General features: G+C 71.4%; 17 protein-coding genes and 1 pseudogene. 8 read left to right on the top strand and 10 right to left on the bottom strand.

From position 1 onward, the window contains the following. Positions 1 to 319: 319 nt before the first annotated feature. Positions 320 to 874: a hypothetical protein gene (locus AB0J04_RS05960; protein ID WP_363167141.1), complete on the top strand. Its 555-nt coding sequence runs from the start codon at positions 320 to 322 to the stop codon at positions 872 to 874. Between the two features lie 340 nt (positions 875 to 1,214). Further along, positions 1,215 to 2,432: a cytochrome P450 gene (locus tag AB0J04_RS05955; protein WP_363167140.1), complete on the top strand. Its 1,218-nt coding sequence runs from the start codon at positions 1,215 to 1,217 to the stop codon at positions 2,430 to 2,432. 4 nt (positions 2,433 to 2,436) lie between these two features. Here AB0J04_RS05955 and AB0J04_RS05950 read toward each other — a convergent pair whose 3' ends face one another. From AB0J04_RS05950 to AB0J04_RS05940, 3 genes are all read right to left on the bottom strand, one after another. Next, complete coding sequence (locus tag AB0J04_RS05950; RefSeq protein ID WP_363167139.1) at positions 2,437 to 2,697, bottom strand: hypothetical protein; 261 nt, start codon at positions 2,695 to 2,697, stop codon at positions 2,437 to 2,439. A gap of 103 nt (positions 2,698 to 2,800) precedes the next feature. Then, complete coding sequence (locus AB0J04_RS05945) at positions 2,801 to 4,369, bottom strand: ABC transporter permease (protein WP_363167138.1); 1,569 nt, start codon at positions 4,367 to 4,369, stop codon at positions 2,801 to 2,803. Next, positions 4,369 to 5,253 (bottom strand): ABC transporter ATP-binding protein, encoded by an 885-nt coding sequence (locus tag AB0J04_RS05940; protein ID WP_363167137.1) that lies wholly within the window; start codon positions 5,251 to 5,253, stop codon positions 4,369 to 4,371. The genes AB0J04_RS05945 and AB0J04_RS05940 overlap by 1 nt, the downstream gene beginning before the upstream one ends. 73 nt (positions 5,254 to 5,326) lie before the next feature. On the opposite strand from AB0J04_RS05940, the gene AB0J04_RS05935 reads away from it, so the two are divergent. Next, positions 5,327 to 5,860 carry a MarR family transcriptional regulator gene (locus AB0J04_RS05935; RefSeq protein ID WP_363167136.1) on the top strand — a complete coding sequence of 178 codons (534 nt, stop codon included), beginning with the start codon at positions 5,327 to 5,329 and terminating at the stop codon, positions 5,858 to 5,860. A gap of 6 nt (positions 5,861 to 5,866) precedes the next feature. Here the strand turns inward: AB0J04_RS05935 and AB0J04_RS05930 are convergent, their stop codons facing one another. The 3 genes from AB0J04_RS05930 to AB0J04_RS05920 all read right to left on the bottom strand — a co-directional run bounded on the left by AB0J04_RS05930 (position 5,867) and on the right by AB0J04_RS05920 (position 8,957). Next, positions 5,867 to 7,375, bottom strand: a complete 1,509-nt coding sequence (locus tag AB0J04_RS05930) for an APC family permease (RefSeq protein ID WP_363167135.1) — start codon at positions 7,373 to 7,375, stop codon at positions 5,867 to 5,869. Positions 7,376 to 7,561: 186 nt separating this feature from the next. After that, a complete protein-coding gene (locus AB0J04_RS05925; protein ID WP_363167134.1) occupies positions 7,562 to 7,978 on the bottom strand; it encodes a DUF6086 family protein in 417 nt (138 codons plus the stop codon). A gap of 88 nt (positions 7,979 to 8,066) precedes the next feature. Next, positions 8,067 to 8,957, bottom strand: a complete 891-nt coding sequence (locus tag AB0J04_RS05920) for a diacylglycerol kinase family protein (RefSeq protein WP_363167133.1) — start codon at positions 8,955 to 8,957, stop codon at positions 8,067 to 8,069. Between the two features lie 209 nt (positions 8,958 to 9,166). Here AB0J04_RS05920 and AB0J04_RS05915 point away from each other — a divergent pair, with 209 nt between their 5' ends. The 3 genes from AB0J04_RS05915 (at position 9,167) to AB0J04_RS05905 (ending at position 13,042) form a co-directional block, all read left to right on the top strand. Further along, positions 9,167 to 10,450: an adenylosuccinate synthase gene (locus AB0J04_RS05915; protein ID WP_363167132.1), complete on the top strand. Its 1,284-nt coding sequence runs from the start codon at positions 9,167 to 9,169 to the stop codon at positions 10,448 to 10,450. A gap of 267 nt (positions 10,451 to 10,717) precedes the next feature. Then, positions 10,718 to 12,523, top strand: a complete 1,806-nt coding sequence (locus AB0J04_RS05910; RefSeq protein WP_363167131.1) for a 5'-nucleotidase C-terminal domain-containing protein — start codon at positions 10,718 to 10,720, stop codon at positions 12,521 to 12,523. Positions 12,524 to 12,748: 225 nt separating this feature from the next. Further along, positions 12,749 to 13,042 carry a hypothetical protein gene (locus AB0J04_RS05905; protein ID WP_363167130.1) on the top strand — a complete coding sequence of 98 codons (294 nt, stop codon included), beginning with the start codon at positions 12,749 to 12,751 and terminating at the stop codon, positions 13,040 to 13,042. 21 nt (positions 13,043 to 13,063) lie between these two features. On the opposite strand, the gene AB0J04_RS05900 is transcribed toward AB0J04_RS05905, so the two are convergent. From AB0J04_RS05900 to AB0J04_RS05885, 4 genes are all read right to left on the bottom strand, one after another. Then, complete coding sequence (locus AB0J04_RS05900; RefSeq protein ID WP_363167129.1) at positions 13,064 to 13,714, bottom strand: hypothetical protein; 651 nt, start codon at positions 13,712 to 13,714, stop codon at positions 13,064 to 13,066. A 75-nt stretch (positions 13,715 to 13,789) separates the two neighbouring features. After that, the gene (locus tag AB0J04_RS05895) at positions 13,790 to 16,249 is read right to left on the bottom strand and encodes a dolichyl-phosphate beta-glucosyltransferase (protein WP_363167128.1); all 2,460 of its coding nucleotides are present in this window, start codon (positions 16,247 to 16,249) and stop codon (positions 13,790 to 13,792) included. Beyond that, on the bottom strand, positions 16,246 to 16,947 hold the full coding sequence (locus tag AB0J04_RS05890; RefSeq protein ID WP_363167127.1) for a GntR family transcriptional regulator: 702 nt from the start codon (positions 16,945 to 16,947) through the stop codon (positions 16,246 to 16,248). Before AB0J04_RS05890 ends, AB0J04_RS05895 begins: the two co-directional genes overlap by 4 nt. An 86-nt stretch (positions 16,948 to 17,033) precedes the next feature. After that, complete coding sequence (locus tag AB0J04_RS05885; protein WP_363167126.1) at positions 17,034 to 18,446, bottom strand: aspartate aminotransferase family protein; 1,413 nt, start codon at positions 18,444 to 18,446, stop codon at positions 17,034 to 17,036. 130 nt (positions 18,447 to 18,576) lie between these two features. Between AB0J04_RS05885 and AB0J04_RS05880 the strand changes: the two are divergent. After that, positions 18,577 to 18,798: pseudogene (locus tag AB0J04_RS05880) on the top strand (MarR family transcriptional regulator); the annotation flags it as partial. A 94-nt stretch (positions 18,799 to 18,892) separates the two neighbouring features. Next, positions 18,893 to 20,755, top strand: coding sequence for a serine/threonine-protein kinase (locus tag AB0J04_RS05875; RefSeq protein ID WP_363167125.1), 1,863 nt, complete (start codon positions 18,893 to 18,895; stop codon positions 20,753 to 20,755). Positions 20,756 to 20,780 lie beyond the last annotated feature (25 nt).

Raw genomic sequence — 20,780 nt, 5'->3', positions numbered from 1 at the left:
CCACCCACCCACCCGTCCGTCCGCCTGCCCGCCCGGCCGTCCGGCCGTCCGCCTGCCCGTCCGCTTGCCCGGCCACCCGCCTGCCCGCCCGGCCGCCTGCCCGGCCACCCGCCCGCCCGTCCGGCCGGCCACCCGTCCGCCCGCCTGTCCGCCCGCCCGAGCACGGCCAGGCCGAACTGTCGCGTGTGCTGTCGGCGGAAAGCGGAAACCGGCTGTCCTTCGGTCACGTCCTTGTCTCTGATCGGATCCGATGCGGGCCGCCGACGCGCCGTCAATGTCGGGCGGCGCAGGCTCGCAACAGGGCAGGGAAGGGCAGGGCATGAACCCGGTTCAGCAGATGGAATTCCACGCCTCGTGCGGGCACCTGATATCGGCTCCGGCAGACCGTGCCGGTCAGGACGTCCGCTGCCCGCACTGCCACCAGGTGGTCCGGGTCCCGCCGCCCGACGTTCCGTACGCCGCGCCGGTCCCCGTGCCCACCGGCGCGGCGGATCCGGTCGCTCTGACCGCCCTCTACGTGATCGCGCTGATCGGCGGTCTCATGGGCGCCGCGCTCGTCTATCTGGTGATGTTCGACGAGTTCTCGGAGTCCGAGCTGGTCACGATCACACCGGTGTGGTTCTTCCCGATCGTCTTCGGCCTGTACGGGTTCGTCTCGCAGCGGCTGCTGCGGCGCATCGCCACAGGGCGCGCGGGAACCCTCAAAGAGGCCGCCGGCATGACGATCGATGTGGCCGGTCACTGGGCGGCCCTGGCGCTCTTCCCGTTCCTGGTGCTGAAGTGGCGCAGCTCCCTGCTGGTGTCGCTCGCGGCGGCGGCCTTCTGGGCCGTACTGCTGTGGCTGTTCTTCGTGCTGCTCTTCCCGACCCTCTGAGCCCCGCCTCAGATGGGTCAGCCATGGGTCAGCCATGGGGCAGCCATGGGTCAGCCATCCGGCGGATCCACCAGCTCGGGATGCACCAGCTCGGGATCCACCAGCTCGGGATGCACGACGGCGTACCGCTCCCCGTGGAGCGGTCGCCCGGTTCGAGCGGCCGCCGACCGACACCGGCGCCTGTATGAGCCCGGCGTGTGCGACGAGCCGGCCGTGCTGCCGGACGCCGAGGTGAATGTCCTTGCCCCGCCGGGTCGGTCCGGTCACCGCGCGAGCGGCTGATCGTCGCTCAGCCGGACCCCCCTGGTCAGCACCCTGGGCCACGGGCTAGCGTCCGTGCATGGCAGCAGTTGACGACCTCTCCTTCGATCCTTGGGATCCCGCGTTCGTGTCGGACCCGTATCCGGCGTACGCCGAGCTTCGGGAGCGGGGGCGGGTGATCTACTACGAGCCGACCGACCAGTGGCTCGTGCCGCGCCATGCGGATGTCTCCGCGCTGTTGCGGGAGCGGCGGCTGGGGCGGACGTATCAGCACCGGTTCACGCACGAGGACTTCGGGCGGACGGCGCCGCCGGCCGAGCAGGAGCCGTTCCACACGCTCAACGATCACGGGATGCTCGACCTGGAGCCGCCGGACCACACCCGGATCCGGCGGCTGGTGTCGAAGGCGTTCACCCCGCGCACGGTGGAGCAGCTGAAGCCGTATGTGCGGCGGCTGGCCGGGGAGCTGGTGGACCGGCTGGTGGCGGCGGGCGGGGGCGATCTGCTGAGCGACGTCGCCGAGCCGCTGCCCGTCGCCGTCATCGCGGAGATGCTCGGGATCCCGGAGTCGGACCGGGCGCCGCTGCGGCCCTGGTCCGCGGACATCTGCGGGATGTATGAGCTGAACCCCGCCGAGGACGTCGCGGCGCGGGCGGTGCGGGCGTCCGTGGAGTTCTCGGAGTATCTGCGGGAGCTGATCGCCGCGCGGCGCAAGGAGCCGGGGGAGGACCTGATCTCGGGTCTGATCGCCGCGCACGACGAGGGCGACCGGCTCACCGAGCAGGAGATGATCTCGACCTGCGTGCTGCTGCTGAACGCGGGCCACGAGGCCACGGTGAACGCCACGGTCAACGGCTGGCAGGCGCTGTTCCGCAACCCGGACCAGCTGGCGGCCCTGCGCGCCGACCACACGCTGGTGCCGTCCGCCGTGGAGGAGCTGATGCGTTACGACACCCCGCTCCAGCTCTTCGAGCGGTGGGTGCTGGACGAGATCGAGATCGCCGGGACGACGATCCCGAGGGGCGCGGAGGTCGCGCTGCTCTTCGGGTCGGCCAACCACGACGGGGAGGTCTTCCGGGACCCCGGGCGGCTCGACCTGACCCGTCAGGACAACCCGCACATCTCCTTCAGCGCGGGCATCCACTACTGCATCGGCGCACCCCTGGCCCGGATCGAGCTGGCGGCATCCATGACGGCGCTGTTGGAGAAGGCCCCCACCCTGGCGTCGGCGGCGGAGCCCCGGCGCAAGCCGAACTTCGTGATCCGGGGGCTGGAGGACCTGAGCGTCACCGTCTGAGGCGTCATGTGTCGTCCCTCGTTCGTCTGCCGCCCAGCAGGCGGGCGAGGAACGCGTAGGCGAGGGCCGGGAGGGTGGCTCCCGCGAGGAACACCAGCGGCAGTTCGGTGAACAGGACGGTGAGGTCCATGCCCTCGTTCTCGAAGCCGCGGCCCAGTCGGATCCGGGTGGGCGTCGAGGCGAGCCACACGGACGTGGCCGTCAACGCGCCCGCCACCGACAGCACACAGCCACCGCACGTCACCGCATTCCGATTCCGGTTCATGCCGGGAGAGACGAGTCCGGCCCGCACCCGGTTCGTCCGTCGGCCCGCCGCGCACCCACCTCCCCCGTCACCTCCCCCTCCCATCACGTCACCTCACGTCACCTCAAGTCGTCAGGTCACGCCGTCGCAGACCGGCCAGGCCCGCACCCACCAGCCCCGCCGCCACCAGCAGAAGGGTCAGCACCGGCCCCCACTGCATCCCCCCGCCCGGCAGCTTCGGGAGGTGGCCGAAGGGGGAGAGGTCCAGGACCGCCTGCGGGGCGTCCAGTGCGGGGCCGATCCAGCCGATCAGCAGCACGGCCCCGGCCACCGCCCAGGCCGCCGTCGCCGCTCGGGGGATCAGCCCGTGCAGCAGTACCGCCAGCCCGCCGACGACCCAGACGCCGGCCACCTGCACCAGACAGGCGCCGAGGATCGGGCGGACCTCCCGGCCGTAGCCGACGGCGAAGCCCAGTCCGGCGAGCAGCATGATCAGCACGGATCCGCCGAACGCGATCGCCAGATGCCCGGCGGCCCAGCGCAGTCGGCCCACGGCGTTCGCCAGCACCGGTTCCGCGCGCCCGGAGGTCTCCTCGCCGTGCAGTCGCAGGACGGAGGCGACGACATAGAGCGCGGCGATCAGGCCGAGCATGCCGATCATCGAGGCGAGGAACGCGTCCGTCAGACCCGTCTGGCCGCCCATCCGCTCGACGATCTCGCGGGCCCTGCCGTTGTCGCCGACCAGGTCGGCCGCGCCCTCCGTCAGGCCGCCGTAGACGACCCCCGTGAGGAAGAAGCCGATGCTCCAGCCCAGCACGCTGCCGCGCTGGAGACGCCAGGCCAGTGCGAAGGCGCTGCCCAGCCGTCCGGTCGGCGGTCCCGGCCGGGTCGGCAGGAAGCTCAGGCCCAGGTCCCGGCGGCCGGTCAGCGCGTAGGCCAGCGCGCCCTGCGCTGCGATCGCCGCCGCGAACAGTGCGAGCACCCACCAGCGTTCGTCGGCGTACGGCCGCAGGTTCTCCAGCCAGCCGAGCGGGGACAGCCAGGTCAGCATGGACGAGCCGCCGTCCGTCGCGGAGTCGCCCGCTGCCCGCAGCACGAACGCGGCTCCCAGCACGCCCGCCGTCAGACCCCGCGCGAGCCGCGCGCTCTCCGTGAGCTGCGCGACGATCGCCGCCATGGTGGCGAACAGCATGCCCACCCCGGCGAGGCCGAGGCCCAGCGCCAGTGCCCCGGCCGTCCCCTGCCCCGCCAGGCCCGCCGTGACCAGCAGCGCCAGTACGCCATTGGCGACTCCGGCCGCCAGCAGGGCCGCCGTGAGGGAGGCGCGGCGCCCGACCATGCCGGACACGATCAGCTCGTGCCGGCCGCTCTCCTCCTCGTCGCGGGTGTGGCGTACGACGACCAGGAGGCCGGTGACGGCGGCGAGGAGGCCCGCGTAGACGCCGACGCGCCAGGCGGTGAGGGCGCCGAGGGAGTCGTCGAAGACGGGCCCGATCAGCGCGCGGAAGGAGGAGTTGGCGGCGACCTGGTGCAGCAGGTCGGCGCGCTCGGCCTCGGTGGCGTACAGGCCTTTGAGGGTGCCCGGCATGGAGAGGACCATGAGGGTGTTCACCGCCACCCACACCGGGATCATGACCCGGTCGCGGCGGAGGTTGAAGCGCAGCAGCACTCCCGTGCCCACGAGGGACGTCATCACGCCTCCTGGTAGTGGCGCAGGAACAGTTCCTCCAGGGTCGGCGGCGTCGAGGTCAGCGACCGCACCCCCGATTGGGTCAACGACCGCAGTACGGCGTCGAGTTTGTCCGTGTCGACCTGGAGCCGGACCCGACGGCCCTGTACGTCGAGGTCGTGGACGCCCGGCAGGTGCGCCAACCCGTTGGGCGGGCTCGCGAGTTCGGCCGTGACGCTGGTCCGGGTGAGGTGGCGCAGGTCGGCCAGCGAGCCCGTCTCCACGGTGCGGCCCTTGCGGATGATGCTGACGCGGTCGCACAGTTCCTCGACCTCGCTGAGGATGTGGGAGGACAGCAGGATCGTCCGGCCCCTGTCCCGTTCCTCCTCCACGCAGGCCTGGAAGACCTCCTCCATCAGGGGGTCCAGGCCCGAGGTCGGCTCGTCGAGGATGAGGAGGTCGACGTCCGAGGCGAACGCGGCGACGAGGGCGACCTTCTGGCGGTTGCCCTTGGAGTACGTGCGGCCCTTGTTCGTCGGGTCCAGCTCGAAGCGGTCGATGAGGTCGGCGCGGCGGGCCGTGTCCAGGCCGCCGCGCAGTCGGCCGTACAGGTCGATGACCTCGCCGCCGGAGAGGTTGCGCCAGAGGGTCACGTCGCCCGGTACGTAGGCGATGCGGCGGTGGGCCTCGACCGCGTCGGTCCACGGGTCGCGGCCGAGGATCTGCGCGGCGCCCGAGTCGGCGCGCAGCAGGCCGAGCAGGACGCGGATGGTCGTGGACTTGCCGGCTCCGTTGGGGCCGAGGAAGCCGTGCACCTCACCGGTCTCCACCTCGAGGTCGAGACCGTCGAGGGCATGGGTGCGGCCGAAGGACTTGTGCAGTCCGGTCACCGTGATGGCCTTCGTCATGTTTCAGAACGTACGCTTCTTTCAGAAATTTGTGAAGTTAAGGAAGCCTATGAAGCCCGGATAGGATGGACACATGACGGAATCACCCGAGGCCGGCCGGGGCGCCGAGGAGACAGGGCGGGACGCCGAGGCCCTGTCGAGGTTTGTCGAGTCGTTCGCGGCGCAGCTCGTCGAGGCCGGGATGCAGCGGATGGCCGCCCGGGTGTTCGCCGCCCTGCTCGCCTCCGACGCAGGGGCCATGACCTCCGCCGAACTGGGCGAACAGCTCCAGGTCAGCCCGGCCGCCGTCTCCGGGGCGGTGCGCTATCTCTCGCAGGTGCACATGGTCTCGCGCGAGCGCGAACCCGGCTCGCGGCGCGAGCGCTACCGGGTGCACAGCGACCAGTGGTACGAGGCGCTGACCAGCCGGGACGCCGTGCTCACGCAGTGGGGGCGGACCCTGCGCGAGGGCGTCGAAAGCCTCGGCGTGGCGACTCCCGGCGGTCGGCGGATCGCCGAGACGCTCGCCTTCTTCGAGTACCTCGAGGGCGAGCTGACCCAGCTGATGGAACGCTGGCACGAGCACCGCGCCAAGATCTTCGGCCCTGACGCGGGTCAACCCTCCTGACGCGGGTCAGCGCTCCTTCGTCTCCTTCAGCACCGTCCGCCCCAGCAGCAGGTACCGGTCCGGCGACCGTCGCTTGAGGTACTGGGCGTAGCCCAGACCGGCCGCCGCGATCAGCGCGACGAGCCATGGCGTGGCCTTCAGGACCAGCGAGCCCGACTCCGGGCCCGCCGCGACGGCCATGTTGGACACCAGCAGCGCCACCACGGCGAGCATCGCGACGCCGCCGAGGAGCGGCGCGGCGAAGGTCCGGAACCAGTGCCGGCTCTCGGGGTGGTGGGAGCGGAAGTACACCAGCACCGCGAACGAGCACACCGCCTGCACCACCAGGATCGCCATCGTGCCGAGGATCGCCAGCAGCACGTACGTCCCGGTGTACGGGTCCTTGCCCGCCGCCCAGAACGCGCCGATGAGGACGGCGGAGACGGCCGTCTGGACCAGGCCCGCGATGTGCGGGGAGCCGTGCCGGGCGTGGGTGCGGCCGACGGTCCGTTGCAGGGAGGGCAGGACGCCCTCGCGGCCCAGGGCGTACATGTAGCGGGCGGCGCAGTTGTGGAACGCCATGCCGCAGGCCAGCGAGCCGGTGATCATCAGCCACTGCATGACGTCGACCGCCCAGTGACCGACGTACTGCTCGGTGGGGCCGAAGAACAGGCCCAGCGGGTTGTCGGTGGCGACCTTCACGGCTTGCGACTCGCCGGTGCCCGAGATGGCCATCCAGGAGACGAACACATAGAAGACGCCGACGCCCAGGACCGAGATCATCGTCGCCTTGGGGATGATCTTCTTCGGATTGCGGGACTCCTCGCCGTACATCGCCGTCGACTCGAAGCCGACCCATGACCAGAAGGCGAAGAAGAGCCCGAGTCCGGCGCTGGTCCCCTTGAACGCGTTGACCGGGTTGACCGGGTCGAGGCTGAAGCCGTCCGGGCCGCCGCCGTGGAAGGCGACCGAGACCGCCATCGCCGCGAGGACCGTCACCTCGGTCGCGAGCAGCACCACCAGCAGCTTCTCGGCGACGGACACGCCGAACCAGGTGCCCGTCGCGTTGACGGCGAGCATCAGCACCGCGAACGCCCACCACGGGACGTCCAGGCCCGTCTGGTCCTTGAGGGTCGTGGTCGCGAACGACGAGAAGATGCCGATCAGGGCCGGCTCGAACACGACGTACGCGAACGTCGCGAGCAGGCCCGACGCGAGGCCGACCGAGCGGCCGAGGCCGTAGGAGATGAAGCCGTAGAAGGCGCCCGTCGAGGTGATGTGCTTCGCCATCGACGTGAAGCCGACGGAAAAGATCGCCAGGACGACCATTGCGACGAGATAGCTCGCCGGGGCCCCGACGCCGTTGCCCGACGACACCATGAAGGGCACGTTGCCCGTCATCGCGGTGATCGGCGCCGCCGTCGCGACGGCCATGAAGACCACGCCGAGCAACCCGATGGCGTTGGGTTTGAGCCGGTGGACGGTCTCGTCGCCGCCGGCCCGCGCCCCGGGGGCGACGTCCTCCTGCACTGCCATCGGGTGGCTCCTTCCGTTGCCGCCGCGCGCGCCGGATCGACGCCCTGATGCAGGAGGATGCTGTAGCCCCAATGAGTCGTTCAAGGGGCCGGACCGGTTAAATATTTGTCAATCAGACCTTTAGAAGGGCGGGGTGCGACGGCCCGGTTTGCGGGAGCGCCCCCACGTGAGAGCGCCCCCCCACGCTCAGCGGGGCATGGCGCGCTGCAGCTCCAGGACCTGTGTGCGCAGCCGGGCCGACCGGTCCGGGTCCACGGACGACGGCACCTGCACGGCCATGAACCCGTCGAGCGTGGCCGGCCGCTCCGGCAGCCGCACGTCGAGACCGATCCGCGCGGCGAGCGCCAGCACCGTGGCGACGAACCCGTCGGCGAGCGCGTTGATGATCGCGTGAGAGGTGTGGTTGTGCCGGTCCAGCAGGGCGTTCGCGAACGCCTCGAAGACGGGCACGTCGATCGGGCACTCGTCGTTGCACATCGGCCCGAACCCCGACGGAACCCCCACCCACTCCTCGTACACGCGCACATGCGCCAGGAACAGCTCGGACGCCCGCGTCGCCGGATTCCACACCGACTCGCCGTCCACCTCGTAGTACTGGCTCATGGCGCCCCTCTCCGAACGACTCCCCGAACGACGATCACCGGCCGGGCAGCCTATGCGGGACGTGCCCCGGGCGCGCCGGATTTTCGGCTCACCGTCCCGGCAGCATCAGCCCCAGCGCCCCCTCCCGCACCGTCCACGTCCGCCGCCGCACCGGCCCCGCGATCGCCGCGTCCGTGCGGTAGCGGAAGTCGGCGCCCGAGACGGTCACCGTCCGCCCCCGGGCCTGAAGGGGGGCCGCCTCCGCGCCCAGGGAGAGCGGCCGCACCTCGACGGCCGCGGTGCCGGACGCGCCCGTGCCCGGGGTCACCGACACCGCCTCCACCGGCTGGTCGAGGTCGATCAGCGTCACCCCGTCGACCTCGATCCGCAGCCGGGCCGGCCCGGGCGGGGCGGGGGCGGGGGAGATCCGGGACGGCCGTGTCGGCACCAGCGTCCGCACCAGTGACTGGCACGTCCGCAGCCAGAGCCGGCCGCCGGCCTCCGCGCCGTCCACCCCGTTCGGCTCCGCGGCCTCGTCCCGCGCTTCCCGCGGGGCGAGCGGCACCGGCGGGATCCGGAGCGCGCCCAGCACCACCCCGTCGCTGTCGTCCACCAGGACGTCCAGCCGGCGCTCGGCGCCGTCCAGGACGGCGCGGGCCGCCGCCACGGCCCCCGTGGGCACCCCCAGGGCCTGCGCGACGCCCAGCACGGTGCCCACCGGCACCACCGACAGCACACATTCGGCCAGCTCCCGCTGCCGGTGCAGCAGCCCCACCGCCCGGGTCAGCGCACGGTCGTCGCCGATCACCACCGGCCGCCGGGAGCCCCGCCGGGCCAGGACCCGGGCGAATTCCTCCGGGTCCTGCGGGAGACACACCTTGGTACTCGCCGCACCCGCGCTGAGCACGTCTTTCGCGATCCGCACGGACTCCCCGTCCGTGCGCAGGGCGACCGGATCGATGATCACCAGCAGCTGATCGGACGTCGGAGAAGTCGCCACCTCGGTCCTGCCTCGCTTCCTCGGGTAGCATCTTTGTGCAAGAGCCCCTTGCGCTATTGCGCCAGGGGCTTGGTCTATTCCGGGGCATCCGGGTCCGACAAGCGGCGACCAACGGCGGTCGCGGTGCGTGCGGTGGTGCACGCGGTGGAAAGAGCCACCGCGTACGCCCCTGACCTTGGACATGCCCCACCCGGAAGGGGTGTACGCGCGTGCCCGCACTTGTGCTGCTCGGTGCTCAGTGGGGTGACGAAGGCAAGGGAAAGGCCACCGACCTGCTCGGTGGCTCGGTGGACTACGTAGTGCGCTATCAGGGCGGCAACAACGCCGGTCACACGGTCGTCGTGGGCGACCAGAAGTACGCACTCCACCTGCTCCCTTCCGGAATCCTGTCCCCCGGCTGTACGCCGGTCATCGGTAACGGTGTCGTCGTCGACCCGTCGGTCCTGCTCTCCGAGCTGAGCGGTCTGAACGAGCGCGGCGTCGATACGTCGAAGCTGCTGATCAGCGGCAACGCGCACATCATCACGCCCTACAACGTCACTGTCGACAAGGTGACGGAACGCTTCCTCGGAAAGCGCAAGATCGGCACCACCGGCAGGGGCATCGGCCCGACATATGCGGACAAGATCAACCGCGTCGGCATCCGCGTCCAGGATCTCTACGACGAGTCGATCCTCACCCAGAAGGTCGAGGCGGCGCTCGACGGCAAGAACCAGCTGCTGACCAAGCTGTACAACCGCCGCGCGATCGCGGTCGACCAGGTCGTCGAGGAACTGCTCGGTTACGCGGAGAAGCTCGCTCCGTACGTCACCGACACCGTCCTGCTGCTCAACCAGGCCCTGGAGCAGGACAAGGTCGTCCTCTTCGAGGGCGGTCAGGGCACCCTCCTCGACATCGACCACGGCACGTACCCCTTCGTCACCTCGTCGAACCCGACCGCGGGCGGCGCCTGCACGGGCGCCGGCGTGGGCCCGACGAAGATCAGCCGGGTCATCGGCATCCTGAAGGCCTACACGACCCGCGTCGGCTCGGGCCCCTTCCCGACCGAGCTCTTCGACGCGGACGGCGAGGCGCTGCGCCGTATCGGCGGCGAGCGGGGCGTCACCACCGGCCGCGACCGCCGCTGCGGCTGGTTCGACGCGGTCATCGCGCGCTACGCGACCAGGGTCAACGGCCTCACGGACTTCTTCCTCACCAAGCTGGACGTACTGACCGGCTGGGAGGAGATCCCGGTCTGCGTGGCGTACGAGATCGACGGCAAGCGCGTCGAGGAACTCCCGTACTCGCAGTCGGACTTCCACCACGCGAAGCCGATCTACGAGACCCTCCCCGGCTGGTCCGAGGACATCACCAAGGCGAAGTCGTTCTCCGACCTCCCGAAGAACGCCCAGGCGTATGTGAAGGCCCTGGAGGACATGTCCGGCGCCCCGATCTCCGCGATCGGCGTGGGCCCGGGCCGGGACGAGACGATCGAGATCAACTCGTTCCTGTAAGCCGCACAGGCAGAGCAGGCCGTACAGGCTCTGCAAGCCGTACAGGCAGAGCAAGCCGTAAAGGCAGAGCAGGCCGTACAGGCAGAGCAAGCCGTTACAGGCAGAGCAAGTCGCCCGACAGCACGTCGGCTTGGGCCGGTCTTGGACATCCTTGACCGGCCCATGGGCTGTTCCCGGTTACGCCCGTAACTGGCGAAGGCAAGCATCTACGCGGGTAGTTGCCGTTCCCCCCTTCCTCGCCAGTTCCCTCAGTTCCGGGAGTTCCGAATGCCCGTCAACCCCATGAACCGCCGTGACTTCGTGCAGAGGTCGGCCGTCACCGGGGCGGCCGTCGCCGTCGCGGGAGCGGTCGGTTCCGGCACCGCCGAGGCCGCCGGGCGCAAGCCTGAACGCAAGCCCCGCACCTGGACGTTCTCCATCCTCGGCACCACCGACCTGCACAGCCACGTCTTCGACTGGGACTACTACAAGGACGCGGCCTACACCGACAGCGCCGGCAACTCGGTGGGCGTCGCCCGGGTCGCGACCCTCATCAAGCAGCAGCGCGAGGCGAAGGGCGAGGAGCACGTCCTGCTCGTCGACGCCGGCGACATCATCCAGGGCACGTCACTGGCCTACTACTTCGCCCGGGTCGACCCCATCGGAAAGCACGTCGAGCACCCGATGGCCGTCGCCATGAACCACATGCGCTACGACGCCGCAGCCCTCGGCAACCACGAGTTCAACTACGGCATCGAGGTGCTGCGCGAGTTCGAGCGGCAGTGCCGTTTCCCGCTGCTCGGCGCGAACGCGCTGGACGCGAAGACACTCAAGCCCGCCTTCCCGCCGTACACCGTGAAGAGGATCCGCGTCCCCGGCGCCCCGGACATCAAGGTCGGCATCCTCGGCCTCACCAACCCCGGCATCGCGATCTGGGACAAGGACAACGTCAGCGGCAGGATGGTGTTCCCGGGGCTGGTCGAGCAGGCGAAGAAGTACGTGCCCCGGCTGCGCGCGCTGGGCTGTGACGTCGTCTTCCTCACCGACCACTCCGGCCTCGACGGTTCGTCCTCGTACGGCGACGAGCTGCCCTACGTCGAGAACGCCTCCAACCTCGTCGCCGAGCAGGTCCCCGGCATCGACGCCATCCTCGTCGGCCACACGCATGTGGAAGTGCCGTCGTACACCGTGAAGAACGCGGAGACCGGGGAGGAGGTGCTGCTCTCCGAGCCGTACTGCTGGGGCTACCGGCTCAGCGTCTTCGACTTCGAGGTCGAGTGGGAGCGGGGGCGGTGGAAGGTCGTCAGCAAGACCGCCAAGACCCTCGACCCCCACACGGTCGACGAGGACCCGGAGATCAGGAAGCTCCTCCAGGCCGACCACGAACTCGTCGTGAAGTACGTCAACACGGCCGTCGGCACCTGCACGGCCGACCTCTCGGCGGCGGAGTCCTGCTGGAAGGACGTCCCCATCATGGACTTCATCCACGAGGTGCAGATGCAGACGGTGAAGGCGGGCCTGTCGGCCGCCGACGCGGCGCTCCCGCTCATCTCGGTCGCCGCGCCGTTCTCCCGTACGGCCGACATCCCGGCGGGCAGCGTCACCATCAAGGACATCGCCGGCCTCTACATCTACGACAACACCCTCTACGGCAAGAAGCTCACCGGCGCCCAGCTCAAGGACTACCTGGAGTACGCGGCGAAGTACTACCACCAGGTGCCGAGCGGGACGGCCGTCGACACCGCCGCCCTCACCAACGCCAACAGCTTCTGGGACTACATGTACGACACGGCGGCGGGCGTCGGATACGAGATCGACATCGCGGCGGCGGAGGGGTCGAGGATCAAGAACCTCACCTACGCCGGCGCGGCGGTCACGGACGACCAGGTCTTCGTCGTCGCCGTCAACAACTACCGCGCCAACGGCGGCAGCGGCTACCCGCACATCGCCGCCGCCGACATCGCGTACAGCTCCACGAACGAGATCCGCCAGCTGATGATCGACTACGTGGTGGGGAAGGGCACGCTGAACCCGGCCGACTTCGCGGTCGCCAACTGGAGGCTGACGCAGGCCGGGACGCCCGTGTTCGCGTAGCCGCGCGATGCCCACCCGGAGTGATCCGGTCGCGGCGGACACCGGCAGGGTCGATGGGGCAGGCGGACGGGCGTGGGCATCGCCCGGCCGCGATGCCCACGGCCCACCCGGCGTGGCCGACGGACGGTCATGGTGGGGGCACTCTCCGTGGCGGGGCGCCCTCCTTTGGTCGGGCATATCCTGAAAGAGTCCGCCGCGTGCGTCGACCAGAAGAAGGTGAGTGCGATGCGCGTCATGCTCAAGGCGTCCATGGACACGGAGAAGGCGAACGAGGCCATCCGGAACGGGACGCTCGGGAAGCTGATCCAGGAGTCGATGGAGCAGTTCAAGCCCGAGGCCGCCTACTTCACCACCGATCACGGCCGGCGTACCGCGTACGTCGTCTTCGACATGACGGACAGCTGGCAGATGCCCGTGCTGAGCGAGCCGTTCTTCCTCAACCTCGGGGCGGAGATCACCTATACCCCGGTGATGAACATGGAGGACGTGCAGAAGGGGCTCGCCCAGCTCGGCCGTTGACCGCCGCGGAAGTCGCTCCGGTCAGCTGAACACGATCATCGAACCCTGCGCCAGGCTTCGCGTCGCCGCCGCGTGGAGGCCGAGCCAGACGTGCCGTTCGCGTGCGAAGGGGCTGGGATCGTACGGCGCCGGATTGGCCGGTTCCTCCAACTCCGTGGGACCGGCGGGCGGTTGCGGAGCCATCGGCGGATTGGCCGGATCGATGCCGAGGGACGGGGCCACGAACTCCAGTTCCCGCAGGAGGGACTGGGAGGAGCCGAGCGGCCCGCCGCCCGCCAGCAGGTCGTCGTTCGAGAGCGGCTGCGGGAAGTCCACGGGGACGTAGGCGCCCGCGTGGTCGTAGTGCCAGACCAGGTGGGACTGCTGAGCCGTGCCGTCGAACATCTCCAGGAGCTGCTCGTAGTCGCCGCCCAGTTCGTCCACCGGAGTCACCGGCAGCTGGCACACCTGGAGCAGGTAGGCGCGGCGCAGGAAGTGCAGGGCGTCGTAGTCGAAGCCCGCCACCGGGGCGACCTCGCCGGACAGGCCCGGCATGTACTGGTACACCGGCACGGGCGGGAGCCCCGCCTCGGCCAGCACCTTGTTGTACTGGGCGAGTTCGTCGGCGAAGGGGTTGTCGGGGGTGTGGCACAACACGTCGACGAGCGGCACCAGCCACAGGTCACAGGCCAAAGAGAGCTCCTCACTCAGCGCGTTGCTCGGTCCCGTGGGGCAGGGTAAGGGGAAGGGTAATCGGTGTGGCTCACGTCAGCCCCCCTCCTGCGTTCCCTGGTGCAGGTCCCATACCCATACTCCGGCCACCCGCCTACCCGGCAGGCCCACGAGCTTGTCCACCGTCTCACGCAGCCGCTCCTCGTAGCGCTGCGGGGCCAGTACGAGGGCGCCCGCCCGCCAGTACGCGAGGTCCTCGCGGGCCTCGGCCCGGGCGGCGGCGTCGATCACCGGGACGACGCCCGTCTGCCGGACGTCCCGCAGCAGACTCGCCGTGAAGCGCAGCGGGACGCCGTAGACGCCGGTGCGGTCGCCCTCGCCCAGGGGGCCGTTGAAGTAGCCGCCGGGCATCCGGAAGCCGAGGTCGGCCGCCGTCTGCCAGTGCAGGGCCTCGGCTGCCTCGGGCTCGGCCAGGGGCACCGGGACCAGGGTCTCGCCGTCGCGCACGTACGTCTTCCAGGCGCCGTCGGTGAAGAAGGCGGGCGTCTCGGCGCGCGGCTCGGACTTCAGGGGGGCCGGGAGGAGGGGGAGGAGCGCCAGGCAGACGGCCAGCAGTCCGGCGTACTGGGTCAGGAGTCGGCGGGCCTGCGCCAGTCCGCCGATCGCCAGGGCGAGCAGCATGCCCAGTGGCGGGGCGCAGACCAGCGCGATCCGGCTCTCGATGACCGACTCGAAGAGCGGGAGTCCGGCGAGCAGGGACCAGGGGCCGGGGAACGTCGTGCCGGTGAGGGGGAGGGGGATGCGGGTGCCGAGGGAGAGCAGCGCCGCGGCCACCGCCGTGCAGGCCAGCGCCTTGACCGCGGGCTGCCGCCACAGCCGTACGGTGATCGCGAGGGCGAGCAGGGCCAGCGGCCAGCCGTAGAAGGCGTTCTGTTCGGTCGGGTTGAGGGTGAGGGCGTCGGCGCGGCCGGCGTCGCCCGCGATCGCCGAGCGCTCGGCGAACGAGAACAGCGCGCGCACGGAGTTGGCGACGCCGGGCGCGGTGCCGTGGTCGATGCCGGCGTAGCTCTGCGGGCCGGAGAACTGCCAGGCCAGCGGGTAGACGACGAGCGGGAGACAGACGGCCGCGGCGATCGCCAGTCCGTTCAGCAGCGGGCGGGCCGCCTGGCGTGCCACGTCGGGGCGGACGGCGGCGTAGGCGACGGCGAACAGGACCATGCCCAGCGCGGCGAGCAGCAGCGGCTCCTCGCCCAGGAAGAACTGGTAGGCCGCCATCAGGCCGAGGACGACCGCGTCCCGGGTGACCCGCGCGCCGCTCGTGAGCCGCAGGGCGCGTTCGATGATCGGCGGGATCATGAACAGGACGACGAAGTTCGGGTGGGCGTTGGCGTGGCTGACCATCGGCGGCGCGAACGCGGCGAGCGCGGCTCCGGCGAAGGCGGCCCCGCGCTGGCGGACGACCCGCCGCACGATGAGCCGGTACCAGGCGACGGCGGTGGCGGCCAGGCCCAGCGTCATCACCAGGCTGAGGGCGAGGGCCGGGCCGAGGAGCAGGGTGACGGGCGTGAGCGGGACCGACAGGCCGAGCATCGTCGTGTTGGCCATCAGGTTCACGCCGTCGGGGAAGCCCTGGAGGTCGGTGAACAGCGGATTGCGCAGGTGGGCGACGTTGTCGGCGGTCACCGCGAAGAACCACTCCCACTGGTTCTGGTCCTGGAGGGAGTCGGTGAGGTAGCGGTGGTCGGGGTCGAGGAAACGGCCGGAGCAGAGGGTCACGGCCATCGCGAGGAAGAGGACGACGACCAGGACGTCCGCCGGTCTCGGCACCGGTATGCGCAGGCGGACCAGGTCGCGCAGCATCCGTGGGTAGTCGCCGGGGCGGACCTTCGAGCCGGGCTGGTGCGACCAGTGCACGGGCACCTCGGCGACCGGCCAGCCGACGCGCTGGAAGTGCCGCAGCACCTCCACGTCGATGGCCCAGCCGTTGAGGCGGGAGGCGGCGAACGCGGCGCGGGCCTTGTCGCCTTCGAACAGTTTGAACCCGCACTGGGTGTCGCGTATCCCGCGCAGAGTCGTCCGGCGGATGAGTAAGTTGCCCGCGGCGCCGAGGAGTTCGCGGATGCGGTGCTGTCGGTCGCCCAGGGTCGCGCCCGGCACGGCGCGCGAGCCGATCGCCGCCGCGTGTCCGTCGGCGAGCGCCTTCTCCAGGTGCTCCAACTCCTCGACGGGGGTGGCGAGATCGGCGTCCATGACCAGGACGTGGCGGCCCCGGCTGGCGGCGACGCCGAGGCGCAGGGCGTGGCCCTTGCCCCGGTTGCCCGAGCCGGCACCGGTGACGAGCCGGATGCGGGGGTCGCGGCGGACGGTGACGAGTTCGCGGGTGGCGTCGGTGGAGCCGTCGTCGGCGACCAGGATCTCCCAGGTGCCCCAGTGGCTGCCGGTCGCGTCGAGACGGCGGCCGACCGCGTCCAGGGTGGGGCCGAGCCGGCGCTCCTCGTTGTAGGCGGGGATCACGACCGACAGTTCCACGGGTGCGGTGGGGGCGTCCGCCCTCATTCCGCCGCCAGCCGTTCGATCAGGGCTATGGAGTCGTCGTTGTACGCGGCGAGGATCACGCGGGCGGCGGCGGTGTCGCGGGCGTACAGGGCGTCGGCCAGTTCGCTGTGGCCGGACCACAGGGCGCCGCGCAGGTCCGTCAGCCGGCGCAGGTGCTGCACCGTGCACACCCAGGACTGCACCCGCAGCCGGTGCAGGAAGTCGGCGAGATAGGGGTTGCCGAAAAGGGTGCTCAGCTCGCGCCAGAACCGCAGGTCGTAGCCGATCAGGACGGTGAGGTCACCGGCGGACGCGGCCCGCTGCGCCTCGTCGCCGCGTCGGCGCACCCCGGCGATGGCGGCCGCCGTCCGCGGCTCCGAGAAGTTGCGCTGGCGATGGCGGCCCTCCTCCAGGGCGAGGAACATTCCCTCGATGATCAGGCTGCGTGCCTCGATCATGCCCTTGTAGTCCTCGACGGAGTACTCGTGGACCCGGAAGCCCCGGTGCTGGTCCGCCTCCAGGAGCCCCTGGGCGGAGAGGTCGACGAGGGCCTCGCGGACGGGGGTCGCGGAGACGCCGTACTGCTCGGCGATCTCCTTCACCGTGAACTCCTGCCCCGGTTGCAGCCGGCCCGCCAACACCTCGTCGCGCAGCGCGTCGGCGATCTGCTGTCGCAGGGTGCTGCGCGTCACGGCTCCGGTGCCGGTGCTGGCGGGCATCGTCGGGGCGTCTCCATCGTCGGGGGGTGGAAGAACGGCGTGCTCGTCGTTGTGTACGAGCACGCCACCTTACGCGTTCGACGAAATCAAGGCCTTATGCGCGTAACGGCCCGGATGCGCCCCTGATCTGTCCCCGAGTACCCCTGCTCCGTGTACGCGTCGGCCGCCGAGAGCGCCGTGTCCAGGGCGGCGAGGCCCTCCTTGACCTCGGACTCGGAGGCGTTGAGCGGCGGCACGAAGTGGGTGCGGTTCATGTTCACGAACGGCCACACCCCGGCCTTCCTGGCGGCCGCGCCGAAGGCGGCCATGGCCGCGCCCGCCTCGCCGGCCGCGTTGTACGGCACGAGCGGCTCGCGCGTCTCCCGGTTCTTCACCAGCTCCAGGGCCCAGAACATGCCGACCCCGCGCACCTCGCCGACGCTCGCGTGCCGCTCGGCCAGCTCCCGCAGCCCCGGTCCGACGACGGACGCGCCGAGGTTCTTCGCGTTCTCGACGGTTGCCTCCTCGGCCATGACCTCGATCGTCGCGACGGCGGCCGCGCAGGCCAGGGGATGCCCGGAGTACGTCAGGCCGCCCGGGTAGGGCCGCTTGCCGAAGGTCTCCGCGATCGCGCCGGAGATCGCGACGCCGCCGAGCGGCACATAGCCGGAGTTCACACCCTTGGCGAAGGTCATCAGGTCGGGCGTCACGTCGAACAGGTCGGCCGCGAACCACTCGCCGGTGCGGCCGAACCCGGCCATGACCTCGTCCAGGATGAAGACGATGCCGTGCTTGTCGCAGAGCTCGCGGACCCCGGCGAGGTAGCCGGGCGGCGGGACCATGATCCCGGCGGTGCCCGGCACGGTCTCCAGGATGATCGCGGCGATCGTCCCCGGCCCCTCGAAGGCGATCGTCGTCTCCAGGTGATCGAGGGCGCGGGCGCACTCCTGCTCCTCGGTCTCCGCGTAGAAGCGGGAGCGGTACAGGTAGGGGGCCCAGAAGTGCACGACCCCGGCCGTCGCGGTGTCGGAGGCCCAGCGGCGCGGGTCGCCGGTGATGTTCACGGCCTGCTGGGTGCCGCCGTGGTACGAGCGGTAGGCGGCGAGCACCTTGGCGCGTCCGGTGTGCAGCCGCGCCATGCGCACGGCGTGCTCGACGGCGTCCGCCCCGCCGTTGGTGAAGAAGATCTTGTCCAGGTCGCCGGGGGTGCGCTCGGCGATCAGCCGGGCGGCCTCCGAGCGGGCCTCGATCGCGAAGGCGGGCGCGAAGGTGGTCATGCGCGCAGCCTGCTCCTGGATCGCGGCGACGACCTTCGGGTGCTGGTAGCCGATGTTGGCGAAGACGAGCCCGCTGGCCAGGTCGAGGTACCGCTTGCCGTCGTGGTCCCAGAAGTACGACCCCTCGGCGCCGGCCACGGCGAGCGGGTCGATGAGCTCCTGGGCGGACCAGGAGTGGAAGACGTGCGCGCGGTCCGCTGCCTTCACGGCGGCGCCGGCCTGGAGGTCGGTCTGAGGGGTCATGCCGGGGAGCGTAGAAGTCCGCGATGCGGAAGCGATATCGGCGTCCTGTGCCGTAGCGGGGGCGTTTTTGCGACAGGTTGTCGGGCGTCGGCGGAGACGGAACGGCATTGACAGCATGCTGCCTAAGCGACGGCGTGCCAAGCTGCTCGCGCCCACGGGGCAGGGGCGCGCCGCGATCGCCGGCATCGACCCCGGGCACACGGCGTTCGCCGACCGGCTGGCGCGGGAGTTCGGTGAGGCGGAGCTCGCCGAGGCCGTCCACCTGCTGGAACGCCTGTCCACGGTCCTGGACGGCCTGGCGGCTCCCGCCGCGGAACCGCCCGGCGCGGACGTTCCCGTTACGGAACCGTAGACACCGCGCGTCCCTACTCCCCGAACGGCCGGATTATTCTCGGCTGGAAATACACATGTCTCGATCACACATGTGGGGGAAAGGCGGCGCTGCGATGGAGAAGCTGGGCCCGGGGGACCCGCAGCGCATCGGCGGCTACCGGCTGCTCGCGCGGCTCGGGGCGGGCGGCATGGGGCAGGTCTACCTGGCCCGCTCGGACCGGGGGCGGACCGTCGCCGTGAAGCTGGTCCGGCGGGAGCTGGCCGCGCGCGAGGAGTTCCGGGCGCGGTTCCGGCAGGAGGTGCGCAACGCGCAGCGGGTCGGCGGGTTCTGGACCGCGCCCGTCCTGGACGCCGACACCGAGGCCGCCGTGCCCTGGGTCGCCACCGGTTATGTCGCCGGGCCGAGCCTCCAGCAGGTGGTGAGCCAGGACCACGGTCCGCTGCCCGAGCGGTCGGTGCGCATCCTCGCCGCCGGGCTCGCGCACGCGCTCGCCAACATCCACGCGGCGGGGATCGTCCACCGCGACCTCAAGCCGTCCAACGTGATGGTCACCATCGAGGGACCCCGGGTGATCGACTTCGGCGTCGCGCGGGCGCTGGAGAGCGTGACCGGCGAGGGCCCGCTGACCCAGGCCGGCGCGGTGGTCGGCTCACCCGGTTTCATGGCCCCCGAGCAGCTGCGCGGCGACGGGGTCACCCCGGCCAGCGATGTCTTCTGCCTCGGCTCGGTCATCGCCTTCGCCGCCACCGGCAGCCTTCCCTTCGGCGCCGCCGACAGCGGGGTGCACGTCCTGATGTTCCGCATCGCGGAGGAGGAGCCCGAGCTGTCGGGCGTCCCCGAGGGCATCGCCGACCTGGTCCGCGCGTGCCTGCGCAAGGACCCGGCGGCCCGTCCCTCCCTCGACCGGGTCCTGGAGCTGACGGGCGTCGACGACACCGTCTCCGACGGCCGCTCCCGCGACCCCTGGCTGCCCGGCGCCCTGGTGGCCCAGCTCGGCCGGCACGCCGTGCGGTTGCTGGAGGTGGAGGACCCCGAGGGCGCGGAGCGGTTCCCCGCCGGGTACGCGGCGGCCTCCCCCGAGGCCGCTCCGGAGCACTCCGGCCCGCGCGGCGACGCGCTCTCGCCGGACCACCGCCCGACGCTGGTCGCGGGTTTCGACCGCATCCCGCCGCAGCCGCCCCCGCCGGGCGCGGACGCCGGCCCGGCCCACCCGGCGTACGGCCACCCCCAGCCGCATCCGGCCGCGGCCCAGGCCGCCCCGGGCTACGGCTACCCGCCCCAGCCGCCGGGCGGGCCGGCGCCCTACAACCCGTACGCCGCCGGAGCCACCCCGCCCTACGACCCGTACCGGCCGACCACAGGTCCCACAGGTCCCACAGGTCCCGCCGGCCCCGAGGAGCCGCCGCGCCGCAGCGGCCGTGCGACCGCCCTGCTCGTCCTGGTGGCTCTCGTGGTCGCGATCGCCGCAGGCGGCTCGGTGTACGCGTTCATGAACGGCGACGACGGCGACGCCGCCGCGAGCCCGGCGCCCGGCGGTTCGGCGTCCTCCTCGCCGAAGGCCTCGGCGCTGCCCACCCCGGGCGGGTCCGCGTCCGCCTCGCCCTCCGCGTCCGCCTCCGCCTCCCCGACGGACGGGGTGGTCCCGGCGGGCTACCTCGGCACCTGGACGACCACCATCGAGAACGACAGCGGTTCGAACACCCGCCGGCTGACCATCTCGCAGGGCGAGGTCGGCGACGCGGTGCTCGCCCTGGTTGCCGACGGGGACGCCTACCACTGCGAGTTCAGCGCCGACCTGACCGAACGGCCCGGCGGTCAGGGCCCGTTGGAGATCGGCCCCTCCAAGGTCACCGCCGGCGAGCCCCTGTCCTCGTGCAGCCCCGGCGCCGCCTCCGAGGTCACCCTGCTCGCCGACGGCCGTCTGCAACGCGTCAACACCGGCACGGGGGAGAAGCTGACGTACCGCCGCGGATGACCGCTGCCTCGACTCCTGGCTCGTC

Origin of the sequence: Streptomyces sp. NPDC050263 (genome assembly GCF_040655955.1) — a bacterium.
GTDB lineage: Bacteria > Actinomycetota > Actinomycetes > Streptomycetales > Streptomycetaceae > Streptomyces.
Note: the sequence above shows the minus strand (reverse complement) of the source record. Positions and strands in the feature narration are given on the sequence as shown.

Bases quoted from the DNA above. Each gene is read 5' to 3' on its own strand.
- AB0J04_RS05960 (WP_363167141.1), top strand. From the start codon at position 320: ATGAACCCGGTTCAGCAGATGGAATTCCACGCCTCGTGCGGGCACCTG.
- AB0J04_RS05875 (WP_363167125.1), top strand. From the start codon at position 18,893: ATGGAGAAGCTGGGCCCGGGGGACCCGCAGCGCATCGGCGGCTACCGG.
- AB0J04_RS05890 (WP_363167127.1), bottom strand. From the start codon at position 16,947: ATGCCCGCCAGCACCGGCACCGGAGCCGTGACGCGCAGCACCCTGCGA.
- AB0J04_RS05910 (WP_363167131.1), top strand. From the start codon at position 10,718: ATGCCCGTCAACCCCATGAACCGCCGTGACTTCGTGCAGAGGTCGGCC.
- AB0J04_RS05945 (WP_363167138.1), bottom strand. From the start codon at position 4,369: ATGACGTCCCTCGTGGGCACGGGAGTGCTGCTGCGCTTCAACCTCCGC.
- AB0J04_RS05885 (WP_363167126.1), bottom strand. From the start codon at position 18,446: ATGACCCCTCAGACCGACCTCCAGGCCGGCGCCGCCGTGAAGGCAGCG.
- AB0J04_RS05955 (WP_363167140.1), top strand. From the start codon at position 1,215: ATGGCAGCAGTTGACGACCTCTCCTTCGATCCTTGGGATCCCGCGTTC.
- AB0J04_RS05950 (WP_363167139.1), bottom strand. From the start codon at position 2,697: ATGAACCGGAATCGGAATGCGGTGACGTGCGGTGGCTGTGTGCTGTCG.
- AB0J04_RS05935 (WP_363167136.1), top strand. From the start codon at position 5,327: ATGACGGAATCACCCGAGGCCGGCCGGGGCGCCGAGGAGACAGGGCGG.
- AB0J04_RS05930 (WP_363167135.1), bottom strand. From the start codon at position 7,375: ATGGCAGTGCAGGAGGACGTCGCCCCCGGGGCGCGGGCCGGCGGCGAC.
- AB0J04_RS05940 (WP_363167137.1), bottom strand. From the start codon at position 5,253: ATGACGAAGGCCATCACGGTGACCGGACTGCACAAGTCCTTCGGCCGC.
- AB0J04_RS05925 (WP_363167134.1), bottom strand. From the start codon at position 7,978: ATGAGCCAGTACTACGAGGTGGACGGCGAGTCGGTGTGGAATCCGGCG.
- AB0J04_RS05895 (WP_363167128.1), bottom strand. From the start codon at position 16,249: ATGAGGGCGGACGCCCCCACCGCACCCGTGGAACTGTCGGTCGTGATC.
- AB0J04_RS05905 (WP_363167130.1), top strand. From the start codon at position 12,749: ATGCGCGTCATGCTCAAGGCGTCCATGGACACGGAGAAGGCGAACGAG.